The 16,044-nt window shown below is 42.6% G+C and carries 15 protein-coding genes and 1 pseudogene; 9 read left to right on the forward strand and 7 right to left on the reverse strand.

What is annotated here, in order from left to right:
* Positions 1–130 precede the first annotated feature (130 nt).
* On the reverse strand, positions 131–1,999 hold the full coding sequence (locus tag MUCPA_RS35685) for a helix-turn-helix domain-containing protein (RefSeq protein ID WP_050982024.1): 1,869 nt from the start codon (positions 1,997–1,999) through the stop codon (positions 131–133).
* Positions 2,000–2,065: 66 nt separating this feature from the next.
* Here MUCPA_RS35685 and MUCPA_RS37565 point away from each other — a divergent pair.
* Positions 2,066–3,199: pseudogene (locus tag MUCPA_RS37565) on the forward strand (IS630 family transposase).
* On the opposite strand, the gene MUCPA_RS04650 reads toward MUCPA_RS37565, so the two are convergent.
* A complete protein-coding gene (locus MUCPA_RS04650; RefSeq protein ID WP_040625716.1) occupies positions 3,196–3,546 on the reverse strand; it encodes a DEAD/DEAH box helicase family protein in 351 nt (116 codons plus the stop codon). The pseudogene MUCPA_RS37565 and the gene MUCPA_RS04650 overlap by 4 nt on opposite strands.
* Positions 3,547–3,685: 139 nt before the next feature.
* Here MUCPA_RS04650 and MUCPA_RS04655 point away from each other — a divergent pair, with 139 nt between their 5' ends.
* The 6 genes from MUCPA_RS04655 (at position 3,686) to MUCPA_RS04680 (ending at position 9,633) form a co-directional block, all read left to right on the forward strand.
* The gene (locus tag MUCPA_RS04655; protein ID WP_008504754.1) at positions 3,686–4,279 is read left to right on the forward strand and encodes an RNA polymerase sigma factor; all 594 of its coding nucleotides are present in this window, start codon (positions 3,686–3,688) and stop codon (positions 4,277–4,279) included.
* A gap of 3 nt (positions 4,280–4,282) precedes the next feature.
* On the forward strand, positions 4,283–4,876 hold the full coding sequence (locus MUCPA_RS04660; protein WP_008504755.1) for a hypothetical protein: 594 nt from the start codon (positions 4,283–4,285) through the stop codon (positions 4,874–4,876).
* A 102-nt stretch (positions 4,877–4,978) separates the two neighbouring features.
* Positions 4,979–5,875, forward strand: coding sequence for a hypothetical protein (locus tag MUCPA_RS04665; RefSeq protein ID WP_169316152.1), 897 nt, complete (start codon positions 4,979–4,981; stop codon positions 5,873–5,875).
* The gene (locus MUCPA_RS04670) at positions 5,829–8,216 is read left to right on the forward strand and encodes an argonaute/piwi family protein (RefSeq protein WP_008504757.1); all 2,388 of its coding nucleotides are present in this window, start codon (positions 5,829–5,831) and stop codon (positions 8,214–8,216) included. Before MUCPA_RS04665 ends, MUCPA_RS04670 begins: the two co-directional genes overlap by 47 nt.
* 11 nt (positions 8,217–8,227) lie before the next feature.
* The gene (locus MUCPA_RS04675; RefSeq protein WP_008504759.1) at positions 8,228–8,671 is read left to right on the forward strand and encodes a hypothetical protein; all 444 of its coding nucleotides are present in this window, start codon (positions 8,228–8,230) and stop codon (positions 8,669–8,671) included.
* A gap of 50 nt (positions 8,672–8,721) precedes the next feature.
* A complete protein-coding gene (locus MUCPA_RS04680; RefSeq protein WP_157543814.1) occupies positions 8,722–9,633 on the forward strand; it encodes a hypothetical protein in 912 nt (303 codons plus the stop codon).
* Here the strand turns inward: MUCPA_RS04680 and MUCPA_RS36835 are convergent.
* A protein-coding gene (locus tag MUCPA_RS36835; protein ID WP_085983319.1) for an IS630 family transposase occupies positions 9,612–10,744 on the reverse strand; the annotation gives its coding sequence in 2 pieces (ribosomal slippage) (positions 9,612–10,318 and positions 10,318–10,744; 1,134 coding nt in all). The genes MUCPA_RS04680 and MUCPA_RS36835 overlap by 22 nt on opposite strands.
* A 7-nt stretch (positions 10,745–10,751) precedes the next feature.
* Here MUCPA_RS36835 and MUCPA_RS04695 point away from each other — a divergent pair.
* Positions 10,752–10,997 (forward strand): hypothetical protein, encoded by a 246-nt coding sequence (locus tag MUCPA_RS04695; RefSeq protein WP_040625719.1) that lies wholly within the window; start codon positions 10,752–10,754, stop codon positions 10,995–10,997.
* Between the two features lie 883 nt (positions 10,998–11,880).
* On the opposite strand, the gene MUCPA_RS37570 is transcribed toward MUCPA_RS04695, so the two are convergent.
* From MUCPA_RS37570 to MUCPA_RS04715, 4 genes are all read right to left on the reverse strand, one after another.
* Entirely contained in the window at positions 11,881–12,381 is a 501-nt protein-coding gene (locus tag MUCPA_RS37570; protein ID WP_008504763.1) for a hypothetical protein, read from the reverse strand.
* Entirely contained in the window at positions 12,381–13,535 is a 1,155-nt protein-coding gene (locus tag MUCPA_RS36840) for an acyltransferase family protein (protein ID WP_008504715.1), read from the reverse strand. Before MUCPA_RS36840 ends, MUCPA_RS37570 begins: the two co-directional genes overlap by 1 nt.
* A gap of 91 nt (positions 13,536–13,626) precedes the next feature.
* A complete protein-coding gene (locus tag MUCPA_RS04710) occupies positions 13,627–14,382 on the reverse strand; it encodes a helix-turn-helix transcriptional regulator (protein ID WP_008504716.1) in 756 nt (251 codons plus the stop codon).
* 86 nt (positions 14,383–14,468) lie between these two features.
* Positions 14,469–15,155, reverse strand: coding sequence for a cysteine desulfurase family protein (locus MUCPA_RS04715; protein ID WP_050982025.1), 687 nt, complete (start codon positions 15,153–15,155; stop codon positions 14,469–14,471).
* 122 nt (positions 15,156–15,277) lie between these two features.
* On the opposite strand from MUCPA_RS04715, the gene MUCPA_RS04720 reads away from it, so the two are divergent.
* Positions 15,278–16,039, forward strand: a complete 762-nt coding sequence (locus MUCPA_RS04720; protein WP_040625721.1) for an OB-fold nucleic acid binding domain-containing protein — start codon at positions 15,278–15,280, stop codon at positions 16,037–16,039.
* Positions 16,040–16,044: the final 5 nt, after the last annotated feature.

The raw sequence follows: 16,044 nt of genomic DNA on the forward strand, positions 1-16,044 counted from the left end.
AAAAAATGCAGCAAAATATGGGAATGTCGATTTGGTATGCTGATATTCAGGAAATCAATGTGCTAATGGGTTTACCGGACGCTTTAGGTAATGTTTTAAAAGGTTCGATTTGTCCCTGGAAGAGCTCATATTACGCAGATTGATCAGTTACTCTATGGACATGATTTATAGCGGCCCTCAATTCAAAAAAACTGTACTTGTTCCCAGCCTTAATTTTCAGTTCGTTAATGTCAACGTTTCCATGTGGTATCAGTGTTAGCAGGTTAATGATCTTTTCTGGTGGTAAAATCTCCTCCAATTTTATCATTCCTGTTTTGATCAGTTCAGTAATGTGGTTTTCAACAACATGTAGTGCCAACTGCCGTTTTTCGGCAATTTCTTGAAGCGACGCGCCTGTGCGGAAATATTCATAGGTTTTTTGCTGTGTCGCTTGTTTGTTGTTTGGCCTGTTCCGGGTATTTGAAACGGTGGCTGTTGGCATGCTGTTCAACGGTTTTTTTAACTGATTATAATTAAAAAACAGATCCTCCGGGCTCAATCCATTCATCATGCCAGAGGCAAGACTTTGAGCTATTTCCAGGTCCATTTGCTTATGTTTAAGTAGGTCCATTATTTTTATATTGGCTTCCTGGAACTCTTTTTGGTCTTTATCTTCAACAGCTGTTGAAAAAATGGAATGTGCCAAAGGTGTCAGATCTTTTTCAATGATACCGTCGAAATACACACGGGCAGCCATTACTCTTTCCGTAATATATTTAAAATCAACCGTCGATTTTGAAACCTGCTCTGTTAAAAGGCGGACAAGTTTTAAAGAAGTTTGCTGTTGTTGTTCAACTATCCCGCATAACTCTTCTATCTTTAAAAGCTTGTCGAATTTTGCCGTTATTCGCCAGGAATCAATTTGCTTGGCTGTATTATGAAGATAAGCGGAAAGGGAATTCCAGCTGAAAGCGCTGATCAGTAGATTGAATACGTAGTTCCGGCTTTCCTGGTCCAACGATGATTCCGGACTGGCTTCTGCCTGGCATTGCATCACAAAGTTGAGGACAATTTCGCTTTGTTTAAGGGTTTCCGCTGAAATGGGCGAGGATAAAAACAATCCTTCGAAATTTGTCAAGCGGCTTAAGGCGACATAAACCTGTCCCTCTGAAAACGATTCGGCGGCATCGATGACGGCCTCATCAAATGATAAGCCCTGGCTTTTATGAATAGTTACCGCCCAGGCCAGCCGGAGCGGAAACTGTTTCAATTCGCCCAGAGTGCTGACAATTGTTTTTTCATCAACATAACCATATGATAAGTTTTTCCAAGACTCTTTCTGGATCAAAACCGGCTCGTCAAATTCATTGAAAACTACTGCTATAGCGTTATCTGAAATCTGATAAACATTGCCAATCTTTCCATTGTAGAACCTTTGCCTACCGTCTGTATCGTTTTTGGTTACCATCACCCGCGCACCGACCTTTATTTTTAGTTCGGCCTCGCCCGGAAAGTTTTTGCTGTCAAATTTACCGATGACCTGCGCAGGGTAAGTAAACATCTCGCCCGGTAATTCCGCCAAGTTTCTTGCATTAATTTCCTCCACTTTGCGAACGTGGGAAGTCAGCGTAATCATTTGATTTTGCCGGATGCTGTTAGGGTCAATAACTTTTCTATTCAGTTCATCGAGATTTTGTTGTTCGATTTCATTATGTCTTATTTTATTAAGCAGTCCGATAAAATAAGGGTCTTTTTGACGATAGATGGTTGACAGTTCGATATAAATCACCTTAGACTGTCGAATGACATGTGCATCAAAAAAATAGCGAGAGGAATAACACGCTGAGAAAGCCGCCTCTTCGTCGCCGGTCAACACCGGGGAAAGCTGAAACAAATCACCGATAAATAACACTTGAACGCCTCCGAATGCACGTTCCGGGACATTTCGGATCTGTTTAAGTAATAGATCGATCATGTCCAGAAGATCCGCCCTTACGACCGAAACCTCATCGATAACCAATAGTTCTAGTGTTAAGTTAAATATAATATGACGTATAAAAGCGTATATTTGTAAAACAAATTACAGATGGTACGTTATACGATAAAACTTACAAAAGAGGAGGTTGGAGAGTTATACTCGATAATCAACAAGGGCTCCCATAGTTCTCAAACATTCCGGACAGCCTATATACTATTGAATTGTGATGAAGGGGAATATGCGGAGAAAATAACAAATGAACAGATCAGCAAAGTCCTGAAAGTAGGGATGCGAACGATAGACCGGGTGAAGAAAAAGTTTATTGAAGAGGGTTTTGAAGGTGTTTTAGATCGTCGCCCCACCAGCCGTGTTTATGAAACAAAATCAGATGGCGATGTAGAAGCGAAGCTGGTTGCCTTGTGTTGCAGCGAGCCGCCTGAGGGGTTTGCTAAATGGTCATTAAGGCTACTCGCCGATAAAATGGTAGAGTTGGAATATGTAGAAAGTATTTCGCATGTAACAGTAAGAAGTGTGCTTAAAAAAACGAACTTAAGCCTTGGAAAGTAAAGGGCTGGGTAATACCACCGGAAAAAAGCAGCGAATTTGTAGCCAATATGGAACGCGTATTGGATGTATACAAAAAACCTTATGATGAGGAATTTCCGGTTGTATGTATGGATGAGTCGCCAAAACAATTGATAGAAGAAGGGCAGCCCTCTCAAGCCATGAAGCCTGGCCAAGGAGGCAAGAGTAGATTACGAGTACATAAGGCATGGGGTAGTCAATATATTTATGGCCAACGAGCCTTTGAGGGGCAAGCGCTTTGTAGAAATTACGGCGTTTAAAACCAAAAAGGACTGGGCTTTATTCGTAAAAAGAATAGCAGATGAATGGTACCCGACAGCGAAAAAAATAACTTTAGTAATGGACAATTTTAAAACCCATTCGGCCTCTGCATTTTACGAGACATTTGAACCAGCCGAAGCCAAAAGGCTATGGGATAGGTTTGAGTTTGTTTATACGCCCAAGCATGGAAGCTGGCTCAATATGGCCGAGATAGAATTGCATGTATTGAATGGGCAATGCCTAAACAGGCATATTTCAACAATGCTGAAGATCAATGAAGAGGTAGCGGCATGGCAACACAACAGAAATAATAAGAACAGCAAAATTAACTGGCAGTTCGAAAATAAAGATGCGCGAATAAAACTGAAAAGACTTTATCCGTCATTACACGATTAACATAACACTAGGTTCTTCAGCAACTCGAGTTTGGAGGTGTTGTAATTTGTGTTTTTTAGGATATGTGTTTGTAAGGCAACATTCGCCTGTAACGCGTGAATATCCTCTCCCGGTAAAAAAATGGCGTTAGGCAGATTGAAAAGAGAATTAAGGGTAACCCCGCCCGCGTTGAGTGCGGCTATACCGGTATACGCTGTAATAAGGAACTTTTTCTTCGTAATCGTTTGAAGGTTGCGTAAAAAAGTAGTTTTTCCCGTTCCGGCTTTCCCTGTTAAAAAAATATTTCGGCCGGTTTGGTTGATATATTTTCCGGCCAGTACTAATTCTTTATTTTTTGCTTCATCCATAACAAGGTTTAAAGATAGGGCTTATTCGTGTTTTACTGCTCAAAACAACCTAAAGAAACCATTTAACGGGTTGAAATTGTATCTTTATTTGATCAGCTACCTTTTCGGTAACCTGATTGCATATATATAAGTAAGAGCTATGATAGACTACAAAGACATAATGCAATTGATCATCAATCAAGACCCCAAAGGACTTGAGGAATTGTATGATACATATGGTAAAAAATTCTATACCTATTGTGTCCATAATTGGCATTTATCTGAAGATGAGTCCTGGGAAGTTATTTATAAGACGTTGGAAACACTGATCCTTAAACTGGCTCATTATGAGTTTGAATCTAAGCAGCATTTTGACAACTTTCTATATAAGGTTCTGACTAATTTTCTTCGGCAATATTTCAGGAAAAACCGCTGCAACAGTGAGCATGAATTAGCGTATGTCGATTTGACGGGTGAGGAAGCAGATTCCAGTGAAATTAACAAGCATATTAATCAGCTTTCATTTACTGATTATTATAAATCAGAGTTTATTGACAGCCCGGAATTGCTCCATTTGAATGAGGCATTGGAAACATTAGACCCGCTGGACAAGGATATTTTGCTTTTACGTGCGCAAAATTACAGTTACGACGAAATATCCGCTTTCCTTGGGGTTGAGAATAAGCAACTTAAAGTGACTCATCACCGTGCTAAGAAGAAACTGATTGATAAATTAATTGAAAAACAACTATAAGCCATGAACAACCGCATTGATATTACGGATGAAGCCTTGAGGATATACTATCTGGAGAGTGCAAAGGAGGCTGATGATCATATTGCTGAACGAGAGATCAGCTACGTACTTACGTTATCGCCTGACGACGAGATTGATCAGGGACGCGAAACTCAACTTATGAAAAAATTGCGGGATGTCCTGCTCAATATGTCGCTGGGCCAATTGATCCAGGAGCGGATGGTGCAGTCTTCAATTTCTGAAGACTTGCTTGCGGAATCCTCTTCTTTGCCTGTAGAAATGATCCGGGAAATAGTTGAGGATAAAATATATGCGAACAACATTCCAGTTGTGATTCTGAAAGACCTGTTAAAGGGCTTGAAGATCTCGTTTGAAAAAGCAGAACGTGCCATTCATAAGACCTTCGAGATATTACAGCATCAGAATCTGGGGAAAAGCAATTTTTCAGCTTTTAACCCTTCATTTCGTAAAAGTGTTTATATCTCCAAGGATATGATCTCTGATATCGTTCCGAAGACAGATGGCAAAGAATTGTTTGAAAACAAGCTGGCGATGGAAAAATACCTTACCCGTTTAAATGAACTTTTAAGCGAATAAGTCATGAATGTGAAATGGGCCTATACGACTGTTAATACCTGGAGGGAATGTAATCGCAAATATTACTTCGCTTCTGTTTTAGCTAACCATAACCGCAAAAATTTGGTCAGACGGAAAGCCTATGAACTTCGTGCCATGCAGAATTTAACAATGTGGAAGGGAAGTGTGGTCGATAAGTTTTTAGAAGTGGTGATCATACCAATGATTACAGCGCAAAAAGAATTGGATTTTCAGAGCCTTTCCGAGCAAGCTGTAGCATTCGCCCGGAAACAATTCCGTTTTTCCGAAAACAAGCTTTACGATAATCCAGAATTGAAAAAAGGGGATATTGAAAGTGAATATTGTATTCTTGACATCCATGAAACCGGTCAACCATACACAGAGCAGGAGTTGGTAGCATGTTATGATGATATACGGAAAGCCATATTAAATATTCCGTTAGTCGTTTTACCGGACGGTCGCCATTTGATGAATTTGCTTAAAGAGGCAAACTGGCTGAAGCCAAATGTGGAGGACAGATTAGTTTACGTGGGTAACGCGATTGTCAAACCCCAAATGGACTTACTGGTCTCCGATAACTGGAAGCCGGTCATCATAGATTGGAAATTGTCCGACAGCATGGTTTCCGACTACGCTCGCCAGCTACAGATAAGCGGTCTGACCATTTATAAAAAAAGACTGGATACACCGGGTAAGCCGCCTTATCTATTTGAAGATATCGGGCTTTTAGAGGTTAATCTGTTAAAGGGCATTGCCAAACATCACGACTTTAATCAGGAGATATATAACAATATGATCGATTATATCTCCCTGACAAGCCGTGATATCGCGCTTATGACGGGCGAGGATATTGATATTGAAGATTTTGAGCTTACAAACAACCAGGTTTCCTGCAAAAACTGCAATTTCAGATTGCTATGCGGGTATTTAATAAAAAATAACAATATATACGATGAAGGATCATATCTTAAATCTGTACCGGATAGACAACTTGTCTGAACTAGACTTCTCTTATAAACTGATCGATTTCGACCTGTCGTTTATTGCAGGCAAGGAAGAATTGCTCAACAAGCAACTGCAAAAAATTGCGGAAGAGGTTTCTTCAGTTACTAAGGGTCCAACTGCTGTTTTGAAAAGGAACCAACGGTTTTTTGTAGCTGTTCCGGCTGATAAGCAGATGGAGGACCGAAGCATAGATGGCATACCTTTCAGTATCCCAATCAAACTTCTCCCGGAGGTATACCGGATCGATTCAAAAGATATACAAGGTCATCAGCTTGACGTAGTCTATAAATTCCTTGATTATGAAATCAGGCGGCAGTTGGGGCAGCATCGTGATCTTTGGAAATTGAATACCCATCAGTTTTTTCTCCGGGAGCCGATGAAGGGCATCCAGGGATCGATAAACGTTTTTGAGGGCTTTACTTACAAGTTGGCACGGTTAGCTGATGGGCATTTCTATGTCACCTTGGATCTTTCTACTAAGTATATTGATAAATATTGTCTTTCTCATTATATCAATGAAGGAAATGTGCGGACTTTTGAAAATAACTACAAAGGCAGGCGTTTCCTCTATTTGAACGGCGATAATTGGTATACCATTGAACTACTGGGATTTGGAAAATCCGTCAAAGAACAGGATTTTATCAGAGAAGGTACGACTTATAATGTATTGAATTATATTACTGAAAAGATAGAACATAGCCGTACCGATCTGAAGAGGTATGTCAAGCCGAATGACCTTTCCATGTCCTACACTTATCCCGGGAGAACCATGGATCCTCATAGCGGTGCCACTTCCCTGGCTAGAATGCTTTACAATACCAAGGATGAAAGGGTGAAGTCGCTGCATTACCTGTCGATCAAAGGCCCATCGAAGCGATTTGAAGCAATCAATAATTATATCAGTTCCTATTTCAAGAACCTGAAATTTAATGCCGGTAAGTTACTTATCAGCAATGAGCCACTAGTGGAAAAGATTAAAAATTTCTGGATACCTGAACTGTTGTTCAATAACAATCGGCGCTTGAAAATCACCGGTTTTAATTCCGGGATGCGGGATTTTGCTTACCAACGGAAACAACTTATCAAGAATAACGGGGTTCTTAACCGCACTTCTTTTGATGTGCAGTATCTTCTTGTTCCGGATGAACAGTATATGGACGCCAATCTTGTGGAGGGGTTCAAAAATAATGCTGAGTTCCTGATCAAGAAATTAGCACCGGCTTTTGATAAATTCATAATTATCCGTTACCCTGTCAAAAGCTGTACCTCTGCATCTGTGCAGATTCAGGAGATCGAAAAGGTGCTTCACCGCAGGAATGCGTTACATGGTTTTGCGCTGGTGGTACTCCCTGACTTGGATGCTTTCTCACCGGCCTTTCTAAAAACGTTTCACGAACTGCTTAAAAGCAAGTTCTATCCTGACCTAAAAGTGCAATGTGCATCGGCGCATAACATCAGCTCATTCTTCAAACCGTTTTCTACTGCTGGCAACAATGGCATAGTTGAATACCGTGTAGTAGAAGCCTTAAAGGGGCGCTTCAGTTCTTACCTTTTTTATCTGGTGCTTGAACACCTGATCGTAAATAGAAAATGGCCGTATGCTTTGGCCAAAAACTTGTTTTATGATATCTATATCGGGATCGATGTGCATGACCGCCATGCGGGTTTTACATTTTTCTTTAAAAACGGTGAGCAAATTATCTTTCACCCGGAAGAAGTACCGCAGAAAACAAACTCCCAGCGCGTGGAGAAAGTCAGGGCAAAGACGTTGAATAAGGTGATCTACGAAAAGCTGAAATTGTATATCCCGCTTTTCGCGCCTAATCCTAACGGAATCGTAATTGTAAGGGACGGCAGAAGCTTTGGAGTAGAATATAAAGCGTTGCAGGCCGCCATTAACACCCTCGCCGCTGAGGGAATTGTCAATAAAGATACAGTGAAATATGGCGTTGTGGATCTACATAAACAGAGTTCCGTTCCGATCAGGATCGCGGCAAAAACAAACAGCTATGACCAACTGGAAAACCCGGTAGCAGGCTCTTATAAACTGGTATCACCGAAGGAAGGATTTATTTTTAGTACCGGTTATCCGTTCGATATTAAAGGAACTTCAAGGCCCCTAAACCTATCCATGAAAGAAGGCGATCTCGATTTTATGAAGGTCATGGAGGACGTTTTCTGTCAAATCATGCTGGCTTTTTCAGCGCCTGACAAAAGTAACTTCCTCCCGGTTATCATTAAACTCATCGATACCCTGCTCGAGCCGTTGACCGCTACCCGAGAGACTGCGGATGAGGCTGAAGAGGATGAAGAAGAAATGATGGACATCAATTAAATTTAAATATCATGAGTGATGTAAGCATATTGTCCAACCAGTACAATCAATTGGTTGCGACCTCGGATAAAGTAAATAACTCGGTTATTACTTTTAAAAAAGAATACCTCTTGACCGATAAGAGCAACAAGGATAAATATCCGAAGTTAGCGGTGTCCGCAGAAGAACATGCGGAAGCTAAAAAGACCCTCACAGCTTTTTTGGATAATATTAAAAAGATCATGGATGACAATGAGTTAAAGTCGGATTTCATACCATCGCTGATCATTCTTGATTATAAAAACCGATTGTCCCAGCACCATGACCTGGAAAATGGTTTAAAAACTTTGATCGATCGGGTGGCGAATGATCAGCCTATTGAATATAAAGAACTGCTGGTACTTGACGATCTATTAACGGTACTTGACAGCGAGCGGAGCACATTGTTCAGGAAGCTAAGAAAAGGGCGCGGATGATTTTTTTTCTGAAAGGGTTATTCTTTGACCAAGCATCCAAAATCTCCAAAATGATGGAGGAATTGAATGCCTCAACAATTTCGCCGGAGATTGACAGCGCCTTTTTGCAAAAAACGAAGGACCTTTTGCATGAACTTTATCAGGAAACTCAATTGTTAATCGGTTCTGGCGACTTGGACATCGAATCGTTAGCGTCCAATAATATCATTCGCTATAATACGATTCACGAGAAGATTCTAAATATCGAGCTATTCCGGTTTTTAGTAATAATCAACTATGACGATGCAGAGATTTATTTCAAAAAAAAGATTACTAAAATTTATGAGGAGATTAATTGCTTTTTTCAAAATCCGCCGATCATTACGACAATCAGTAATTCCGATGATTATTTTTGGGCGTTTCCCGGCTATGATATCATTGCCGTACCCAATGGAGAACAGCGGAACTTGTTGAATTTGCCCGATCTATATCACGAAATGGGGCACCTATTTTTCAGCCAATATGAAAAATTCCTGATTGGCAAGATCAATAAATCTATTGAGGTATTTTACAACAAAGAAATCATTCGGGTAGACAGCGAGCAACGCGCGCAGACACTAAAAGGTTTTTACAGAGAAAAACTTGTCAGATGGGCCAACGCGTGGGTCATGGAGTTTTCTTGTGACCTGATTGCTACCTACCTTGTCGGCCCAGCATATGCCTGGACTAATCTTAAGATATGTACATTAAGCAGCGGGCACTCCAACATATACAACGATTCGGCCAAGCACCCTTCGGACGAAGCACGGATGAGGGCGATTTGTTACCTGCTGTCCAAAATGGGACATTCGGCAGAAGTTTCTGAAATTGACGCGGCTTGGGATAAATTTCTGAAAGCTACTAATAACCCCGTTCCGGCTAATTACGGCGATGTATTTCCGAAAGAATTACTAGTGTCACGTCAAGTTAAAATTGTCGGGTAAAGGCGTTTGAGTTTAATCCTTGCATCGTCATTTGTAAATTGCCAGTTAATGGTAGCTTCTTTATTGTTTCGGTGGGTTTGCCAGGCCAACACTTCTTTTTGCATCTTTTTGATATTGTCAATCCTTCGGTTTAGACATTGTCCCATCAAAACATTTAACTCTATTTCTGCCATGTTCAACCAACTGCCATGCTTTGGGGTGTAAACAAATTCAAACCTGTCCCTTAGTCGTTTGGCTTCTTTCGGCTCAAAGGCCTCGTACAACGCTGCTGGTTTATGTGTGCCAAGGTTATCCATTACCAAGGTTATTTTAGTGACTTTCGGGTACCAATCGTCGGCTATTTGTTTGATGAATTTTGCCCAGTCTGTTTTTGTTTTCCGTTCTGTCACCTCCACATATCTTTTCCCGTTCAATGGCTCTGATGCCAAGAATATATTGGCTACCCCGCAACGCGCATATTCAAAATCTTCCCGAGCATCTTGTCCGGGTTTCATTGGGATGGGCAACCGTGTTTCTGTAATCAGCTGTTTTGGGGACTCATCCATACAAACGACCGGAAACTCTTGGCTATAAGGTCGTTTATATACATCCAGCAAATGCTCCATATTAGCAACAAAATCACTGCTTTGGTGCGGTGGTATTACCCAGCCTTTTACTTTCCAGGGTTTTAACTCGTTTTTTTTAACGTCTTTCTTATCGTTTCATAGGAAATATCTTCTACATATTTCAACTCAACCATTTTATCAGCCAATAAACGTAGCGACCATTTTGAAAAGCCTTCGGGTGCTTTGCCACAACTTAATGCTATTAAATGCGCCTCGGCTTCCCCGTCTATTTTTTTTGCTTTTGTCTTGATTATAGGCTTACGGTCCAGGCACGCTTCAAAACCGTCTTCAACAAAACGCTGTTTGACCCGGTCAATCATTCGCATGCTTACTTTTAAAACACGGCTGACTTCTTCGTTGATGATCTTTTCCCCAAGTCCACTTTCATCGCAATTCAATAAAATATAAGCATTGCGATACTGTTGGGCACTGTGAGAACCCTTGCTGATTATTGCACTTAGCCGCCCCCGCTCTTCTTCTGTTAACGTTACTCTATACTTTATCATATCCGTTTTGGATGATAAAGGTATAATAAATATACGACAATATCAAATTGACGCGACACTAGAGGAACTTGCTGATAATGTCTACGAAGGATGCAAAAAAATAGACCTGAGGGTTTACGCGCATCAACTCTCCAAATATGGTCAGCCGATATCCAAAATACTAAATGATGCTTGGGCAGAGCTTTTTGAAAACCCGGAAAATTTTGCCGACTGGGAAAAGCAAAGAATTGTGGAGATCAATGCCTCGCTGTGAGCTCAGAAAAATAATGCACTTATCGTAACTTAATTTGCGTGATTTTAAAAAGATTAATCCAGAGAAAATTATGATAAATAATATATTGTGCTAATGCCCAGAACTAACAGATCATAATTGAAATATAATTGTTAATCGCCCTAATGTCAATTATAGCGATGGACAGTTATTTGTATTTCCTTATTTTGACTTTATTGTCTTTGTATTTGATGCAAATACCTAAGAACTTACACAGTTCTTGGTTGCGGAGAAATTACATAATTTTTATAAGGCGAATTACTTCAGCTATACAAAACGATTCGATATTCTTGAATTATTGAACTCACAGTTCTCCATCGATAAACGATAACTGAACATTATCGATGAAAATACCATCAGTGTAGGGCTTCTGGAAGAAAAGTATAAATTTAGGCCTTCTGGAAAATAGCATCAACCTCAAAACAAACAACCTGCCTATTCGAAGTCCTTCGGTGTTACTACAAGGGTAGGCAGAACGAAAACAGATAAAAATGCTGTCGAAAAGAGTGAAATAATTACCCATCAAAGTCTTTGGCTTAAGCGACGTAATTGTCAAAATAATTCAAAGTCAGTTAACAGGTTATGATGAAATTATTATCAATTGCCCTAATTCTGTGACAAAATATACCATAATTTACCCTAATTCTGTGACATGTTTGGAGATTCTGGAGTGCTTGACCAGGCCATTCCGCAGGCTTTAGAGCACCCATTTGTGTAATCGTTTTTTATAAAATACGTTTATAATCAATGATCTGATATGGTCAAAGTGTCGCGGAATCTGCTTTCTACTTTTCCGGAACGAGGTGTCAATGGATCCGGAATATCCAGCCTGTTAATCTTTGCAGCACTCAATATCATTCTACCACTACCACAAGCACAGTCTGCAATTGTTTGTCCATCGGTAGGATTGCCAACGCTTATAGTTGCCATCATGGAGCAGACTCATCATGCTCTCCTTGTTGGGGAAAGGACACGCCTCGATGATGGGGCTACAAAGCACCTCGATCAGGCCACTGCCGACGGCATAAATGCTGACGCATAGGAGTATGCCCACCAACGGATTGGGGAAGAGCGCAGGAACAATGGCCAAGCCTGCGAGACCCAGAGCCGAGGTGACCTCAGAGATGATGATGATGATGATGATGATGCGATAGTTGATGTTCTTGAACTTGGCACACAGGAACTCTGTAACGAGTTGGACAATGTAGAAAACAGCTGGAATCAGGGCTAAACTGGCTATCGGGACCTGATACTCACGGTGGAAAGCCATGAACAGCAGCGGCGTGAAATTGGCTACGATGGCCTGCGTGACAAAGCCGAGGTAACAGGACCGCTTGATGATGCTGTAGTCTTGGGAAGGTCTCATTATCGCTTCAGCCAATGTTTCCCCAGCCAGTTGCGTACCGGCTCGTCATAGAGCTTCAAACATGCCCATGCTACGCCCAAGCACATAATGAAAGTGGTGATACCGACGAAAACATGGGTGCTGACAGGCGAATCCATGTGATTCTCGGCCCAGCTCATGTGCATGTACATAATGGGATAATGGGTGATGTAGAGGGGGAAGGAGAGCTGTCCGACGACAGTGCAGATACGGGTGGCACGACGCCCCTGCAGGCGGCTGCCAGCGCCAATAGAGAGGATGAGGGGAAAGAGCAGCAGGATGGCACAGAGCTCGTAGATACCCTCGTAAAGTGGGCTGATGTCGGTGAGCATAGGAGTAGAAACCATGGTAATGATAAGGAGCGATGCGGCCCAGAAGCCACCTTTGATAGAGATAAAACGATTGATGCGCGAGAGCAGCAGCCCCATGGTGAATGGGAACATAAGGCGCACCATGGCACGATAGACGTGCTCAGGATCGAAGATGAAGCCGCCATTGATGGTGTATTGGTAACCTTTGTCCACCAGATTGCCCCACAGATTGAGTTGCAAGCACAGATCGGCCGATAGTAGGGCACAGAAGGCCACGATGATACCCAGCTGCACCTTATTTACGCGACGCAAGAAGAAGGCATAGAGGACATTGGCTACATATTCGTAAATAAGGGTCCAAATAGGACCATTGATACTGGTGAGCTCGCCCCAACCACGGATGTCCATCGACTTGGGCAGCGGAATCATGCAGATGAGAAGCAATGCCTCGAGCATCAACATATACCAGGGGGCAGAATCAACTGCATTGAAGGTGGGACCACCCGAATAATAGAAGAAGCAGATGCCAATGAGCACACCCATGATGGCCATAGGCTGCAGACGGGTGAGGCGGCGCTTGAAGAAGCCCCAGGTGGTCATCTTGTCCCAACGGTCATCGTAGGCATAACCGAGCACAAGGCCACTGAGCGCAAAAAAGAAATCCACCGACATGAAGCCGTGGGGCATCACCCAACGAGAGATCTCAGAGGGATAACACTCCATCATGTGAAACATCACAACACCCAGAGCCGCAACGCCTCTGAGTCCGTCCAGAATCTCGTAACGTGGTTTGGATTCCTGATAGGTATTGGTTTGCTGATACATTTTGTAGAAATAATTAAGAAAGATGATCGTACTTTTTTTGGGTGCAAAAAAATGACATCTTTCGTAATGGACAATAGTTATTTATAACCATTCAGAGCAGCCCCATGGCTCGAGCCACACGACAAGCCTCGATGGCATGATCCACGTTGAGTTTCTCCAGTATGTTCTGGCGATGACGATTCACAGTGTTGATGCTGATGGACAAGAGGTCGGCAATCTCCTTCGAGAGCTTGCCCTGGTCGATGAGTCGGAGCACTTCGCACTCACGGGTAGAGAGCACATGAGCGTAATCCTGATTCGTCAGCACACGTCTCTCACCTGTGCGGGTATTGATTATTTTGGCCTGATGCTGTTCCTCTCGGGCCAAAGTATAGACACATGCCATGAGGCGGAAACTTCCGTTCGACGAGGCTTCCATAGGGAAAATACGGTGTTCGACGACACGGTAGTTGCCCTCCTTGTCACGCAGTCGCATATAGTCGCTGAGGTAGAAATCGCGACGACGGGCGATGGGTATTGGCTTGAGCAGATGGACAAAAGCGAGTTCGTCGGCATGACGCTGAACTAAATCGTCGGCATCAGCTCGATTGAAAATGAAGTCTTCGTAGAGCGAAGGAATTATATCCTGGCGCTCTTCGACGGTCAAACCGAGTTCGTCGGCCAGCCCACCGAAATAGCAGTAACTGCAATTGAGCTTGTTGTCACCCATCGAGACAATAGCATTCTCGGTGAACGCATACACGCGGGCCAGCGATCGGCACTCGGCTATCTGGCTGGCTTCGCCCTCATCCTCAGCGAAGGGCTGAGACATATACATATTGTTGATCTTTTTGAAATCATTGTCCATTATTCCTCCTTGGTCATGGGGATATTAGTATGAATCGTAATCTCTCATGCTGCAAAGATAACGTATTCAAGTCTCGCAAGTAAAATTTAGGCCGCCTTTGCTAATACTAGTCTATCAAAGTTGATATAATGTTTGAACGTCTCGCTTTTGTTAATCAATGCATCAAGAACGTGTTCGTCGTCCGTATCAAAAGCCACACTTAGGGTATTTGGAAAACAATTGTTTAGGTTGGCGTTGATTTTTACTGTCGTTCCCAATTTTTGCTGTAAACCATGTAGGAGTTTATCACGAAGGGTTGAAAGGTGAATGCTGTTCGCTGAAAGGTTTTGCTGTGCTAATTCACACGCTTTTCCAAGCCCAACAATGTAGGGAACATTTTCTGTTCCCGGACGAATTCCCTTTTCCTGACTTGCTCCATGTATTAAATTTTCAATTTTTGTACCCCGCCTGATGTACAATGCCCCAATCCCTTTGGGTGCATACAATTTATGTCCGGCTATAGTGAGTAAGTCAACGTTTAGTTTTTGTACATCGACTTCAATTTTACCCAGCGATTGTGCAGCATCGGTGTGGAAAGCTATCTGGCTTTTTCTGGCAATTGTGGCTATTTCGCTAATGGGTTGAATGGTTCCCACCTCGTTGTTAGCGTGCATGATGGTAATTAATGCAGTGTCGGGGCGAATCGACTTTTCAACATCGGCAGGTTCAACCCTGCCAAAAGTATCTGCCGAAAGGTAGGTGATTGGAGATTCTGGAGTGCTTGACCAGGCCATTCCGCAGGCTTTAGAGCACCCATTTGTGTAATCGTTTTTTATAAAATACGTTTATAATCAATGATCTGATATGGTCAAATTGTCGCGGAATCTGCTTTCTACTTTTCCGGAACGAGGTGTCAATGGATCCGGAATATCCACGTAAGGATGGCTATACGCATATTAACCAATTACGCTCAGCCGGTGTTCCCGAAGCTGCTTTAGAAAAATTGGCCGATGCCGATGCGTTCCGTTCGATGGGCACCGATCGCCGGATGGCACTTTGGGAAATATCGGCTTTGGCTGACCGGCCCGTTGGTTTATTTGACGGGCAGGTTTCAGAAACGGTGTTAGAAGATGCTGTACCGCTACCACTGATGACCCGTGGCGAGCATGTGGTGCAGGATTATATTTCAACCGGGCTGTCGCTTAAAGACCACCCGGTTGGGCTGGTTCGCACGCAGCTCAATCGCCTGTACAATGTGAGGATTAGCGACCTGGCCAAATATAAAGACGGGGATTCTATTTGTTTAGCGGGATTAATCACGGTGCGCCAACGTCCGGGTACCGCCAAAGGTGTACTCTTTATGACGCTGGAAGACGAAACAGGTTCGGCAAACGTAGTGGTCTGGCAACAACTATTCGATACTTACCGTAAAGAGATCGTGCAATCCAAATTACTGATGGTAGCAGGTAAATTACAAATAGCCAATGGCGTTACACACCTCGTCGCCCGCAAATGCTTTAACCTGAGCGCATTGCTCCGCAGTCTCACCGAAACCAATTTGCCGCAAACCCTGATGCGCGGTGACGAAACCACCCAACCGGTTAATTATGATGGGCGGTCTGCTGCCCCGGCAGTGTCCACAGAAGGCGCTTTTCATAAGGGGCGCAACTTTCATTAATAACC

It is taken from the genome of Mucilaginibacter paludis DSM 18603 (assembly GCF_000166195.2).
In the GTDB taxonomy this organism is placed as follows: Bacteria; Bacteroidota; Bacteroidia; order Sphingobacteriales; family Sphingobacteriaceae; genus Mucilaginibacter; species Mucilaginibacter paludis.

What these genes read in the sequence shown, in the direction of transcription:
- MUCPA_RS04650 (WP_040625716.1), bottom strand. Translation starts at nt 3,546, where the DNA reads ATGGATGAAGCAAAAAATAAAGAATTAGTACTGGCCGGAAAATATATC.
- MUCPA_RS04655 (WP_008504754.1), top strand. Translation starts at nt 3,686, where the DNA reads ATGATAGACTACAAAGACATAATGCAATTGATCATCAATCAAGACCCC.
- MUCPA_RS04660 (WP_008504755.1), top strand. Translation starts at nt 4,283, where the DNA reads ATGAACAACCGCATTGATATTACGGATGAAGCCTTGAGGATATACTAT.
- MUCPA_RS04670 (WP_008504757.1), top strand. Translation starts at nt 5,829, where the DNA reads ATGAAGGATCATATCTTAAATCTGTACCGGATAGACAACTTGTCTGAA.
- MUCPA_RS04675 (WP_008504759.1), top strand. Translation starts at nt 8,228, where the DNA reads ATGAGTGATGTAAGCATATTGTCCAACCAGTACAATCAATTGGTTGCG.
- MUCPA_RS04680 (WP_157543814.1), top strand. Translation starts at nt 8,722, where the DNA reads ATGATGGAGGAATTGAATGCCTCAACAATTTCGCCGGAGATTGACAGC.
- MUCPA_RS37570 (WP_008504763.1), bottom strand. Translation starts at nt 12,381, where the DNA reads ATGAGACCTTCCCAAGACTACAGCATCATCAAGCGGTCCTGTTACCTC.
- MUCPA_RS36840 (WP_008504715.1), bottom strand. Translation starts at nt 13,535, where the DNA reads ATGTATCAGCAAACCAATACCTATCAGGAATCCAAACCACGTTACGAG.
- MUCPA_RS04710 (WP_008504716.1), bottom strand. Translation starts at nt 14,382, where the DNA reads ATGGACAATGATTTCAAAAAGATCAACAATATGTATATGTCTCAGCCC.
- MUCPA_RS04715 (WP_050982025.1), bottom strand. Translation starts at nt 15,155, where the DNA reads ATGGCCTGGTCAAGCACTCCAGAATCTCCAATCACCTACCTTTCGGCA.
- MUCPA_RS04720 (WP_040625721.1), top strand. Translation starts at nt 15,278, where the DNA reads ATGGATCCGGAATATCCACGTAAGGATGGCTATACGCATATTAACCAA.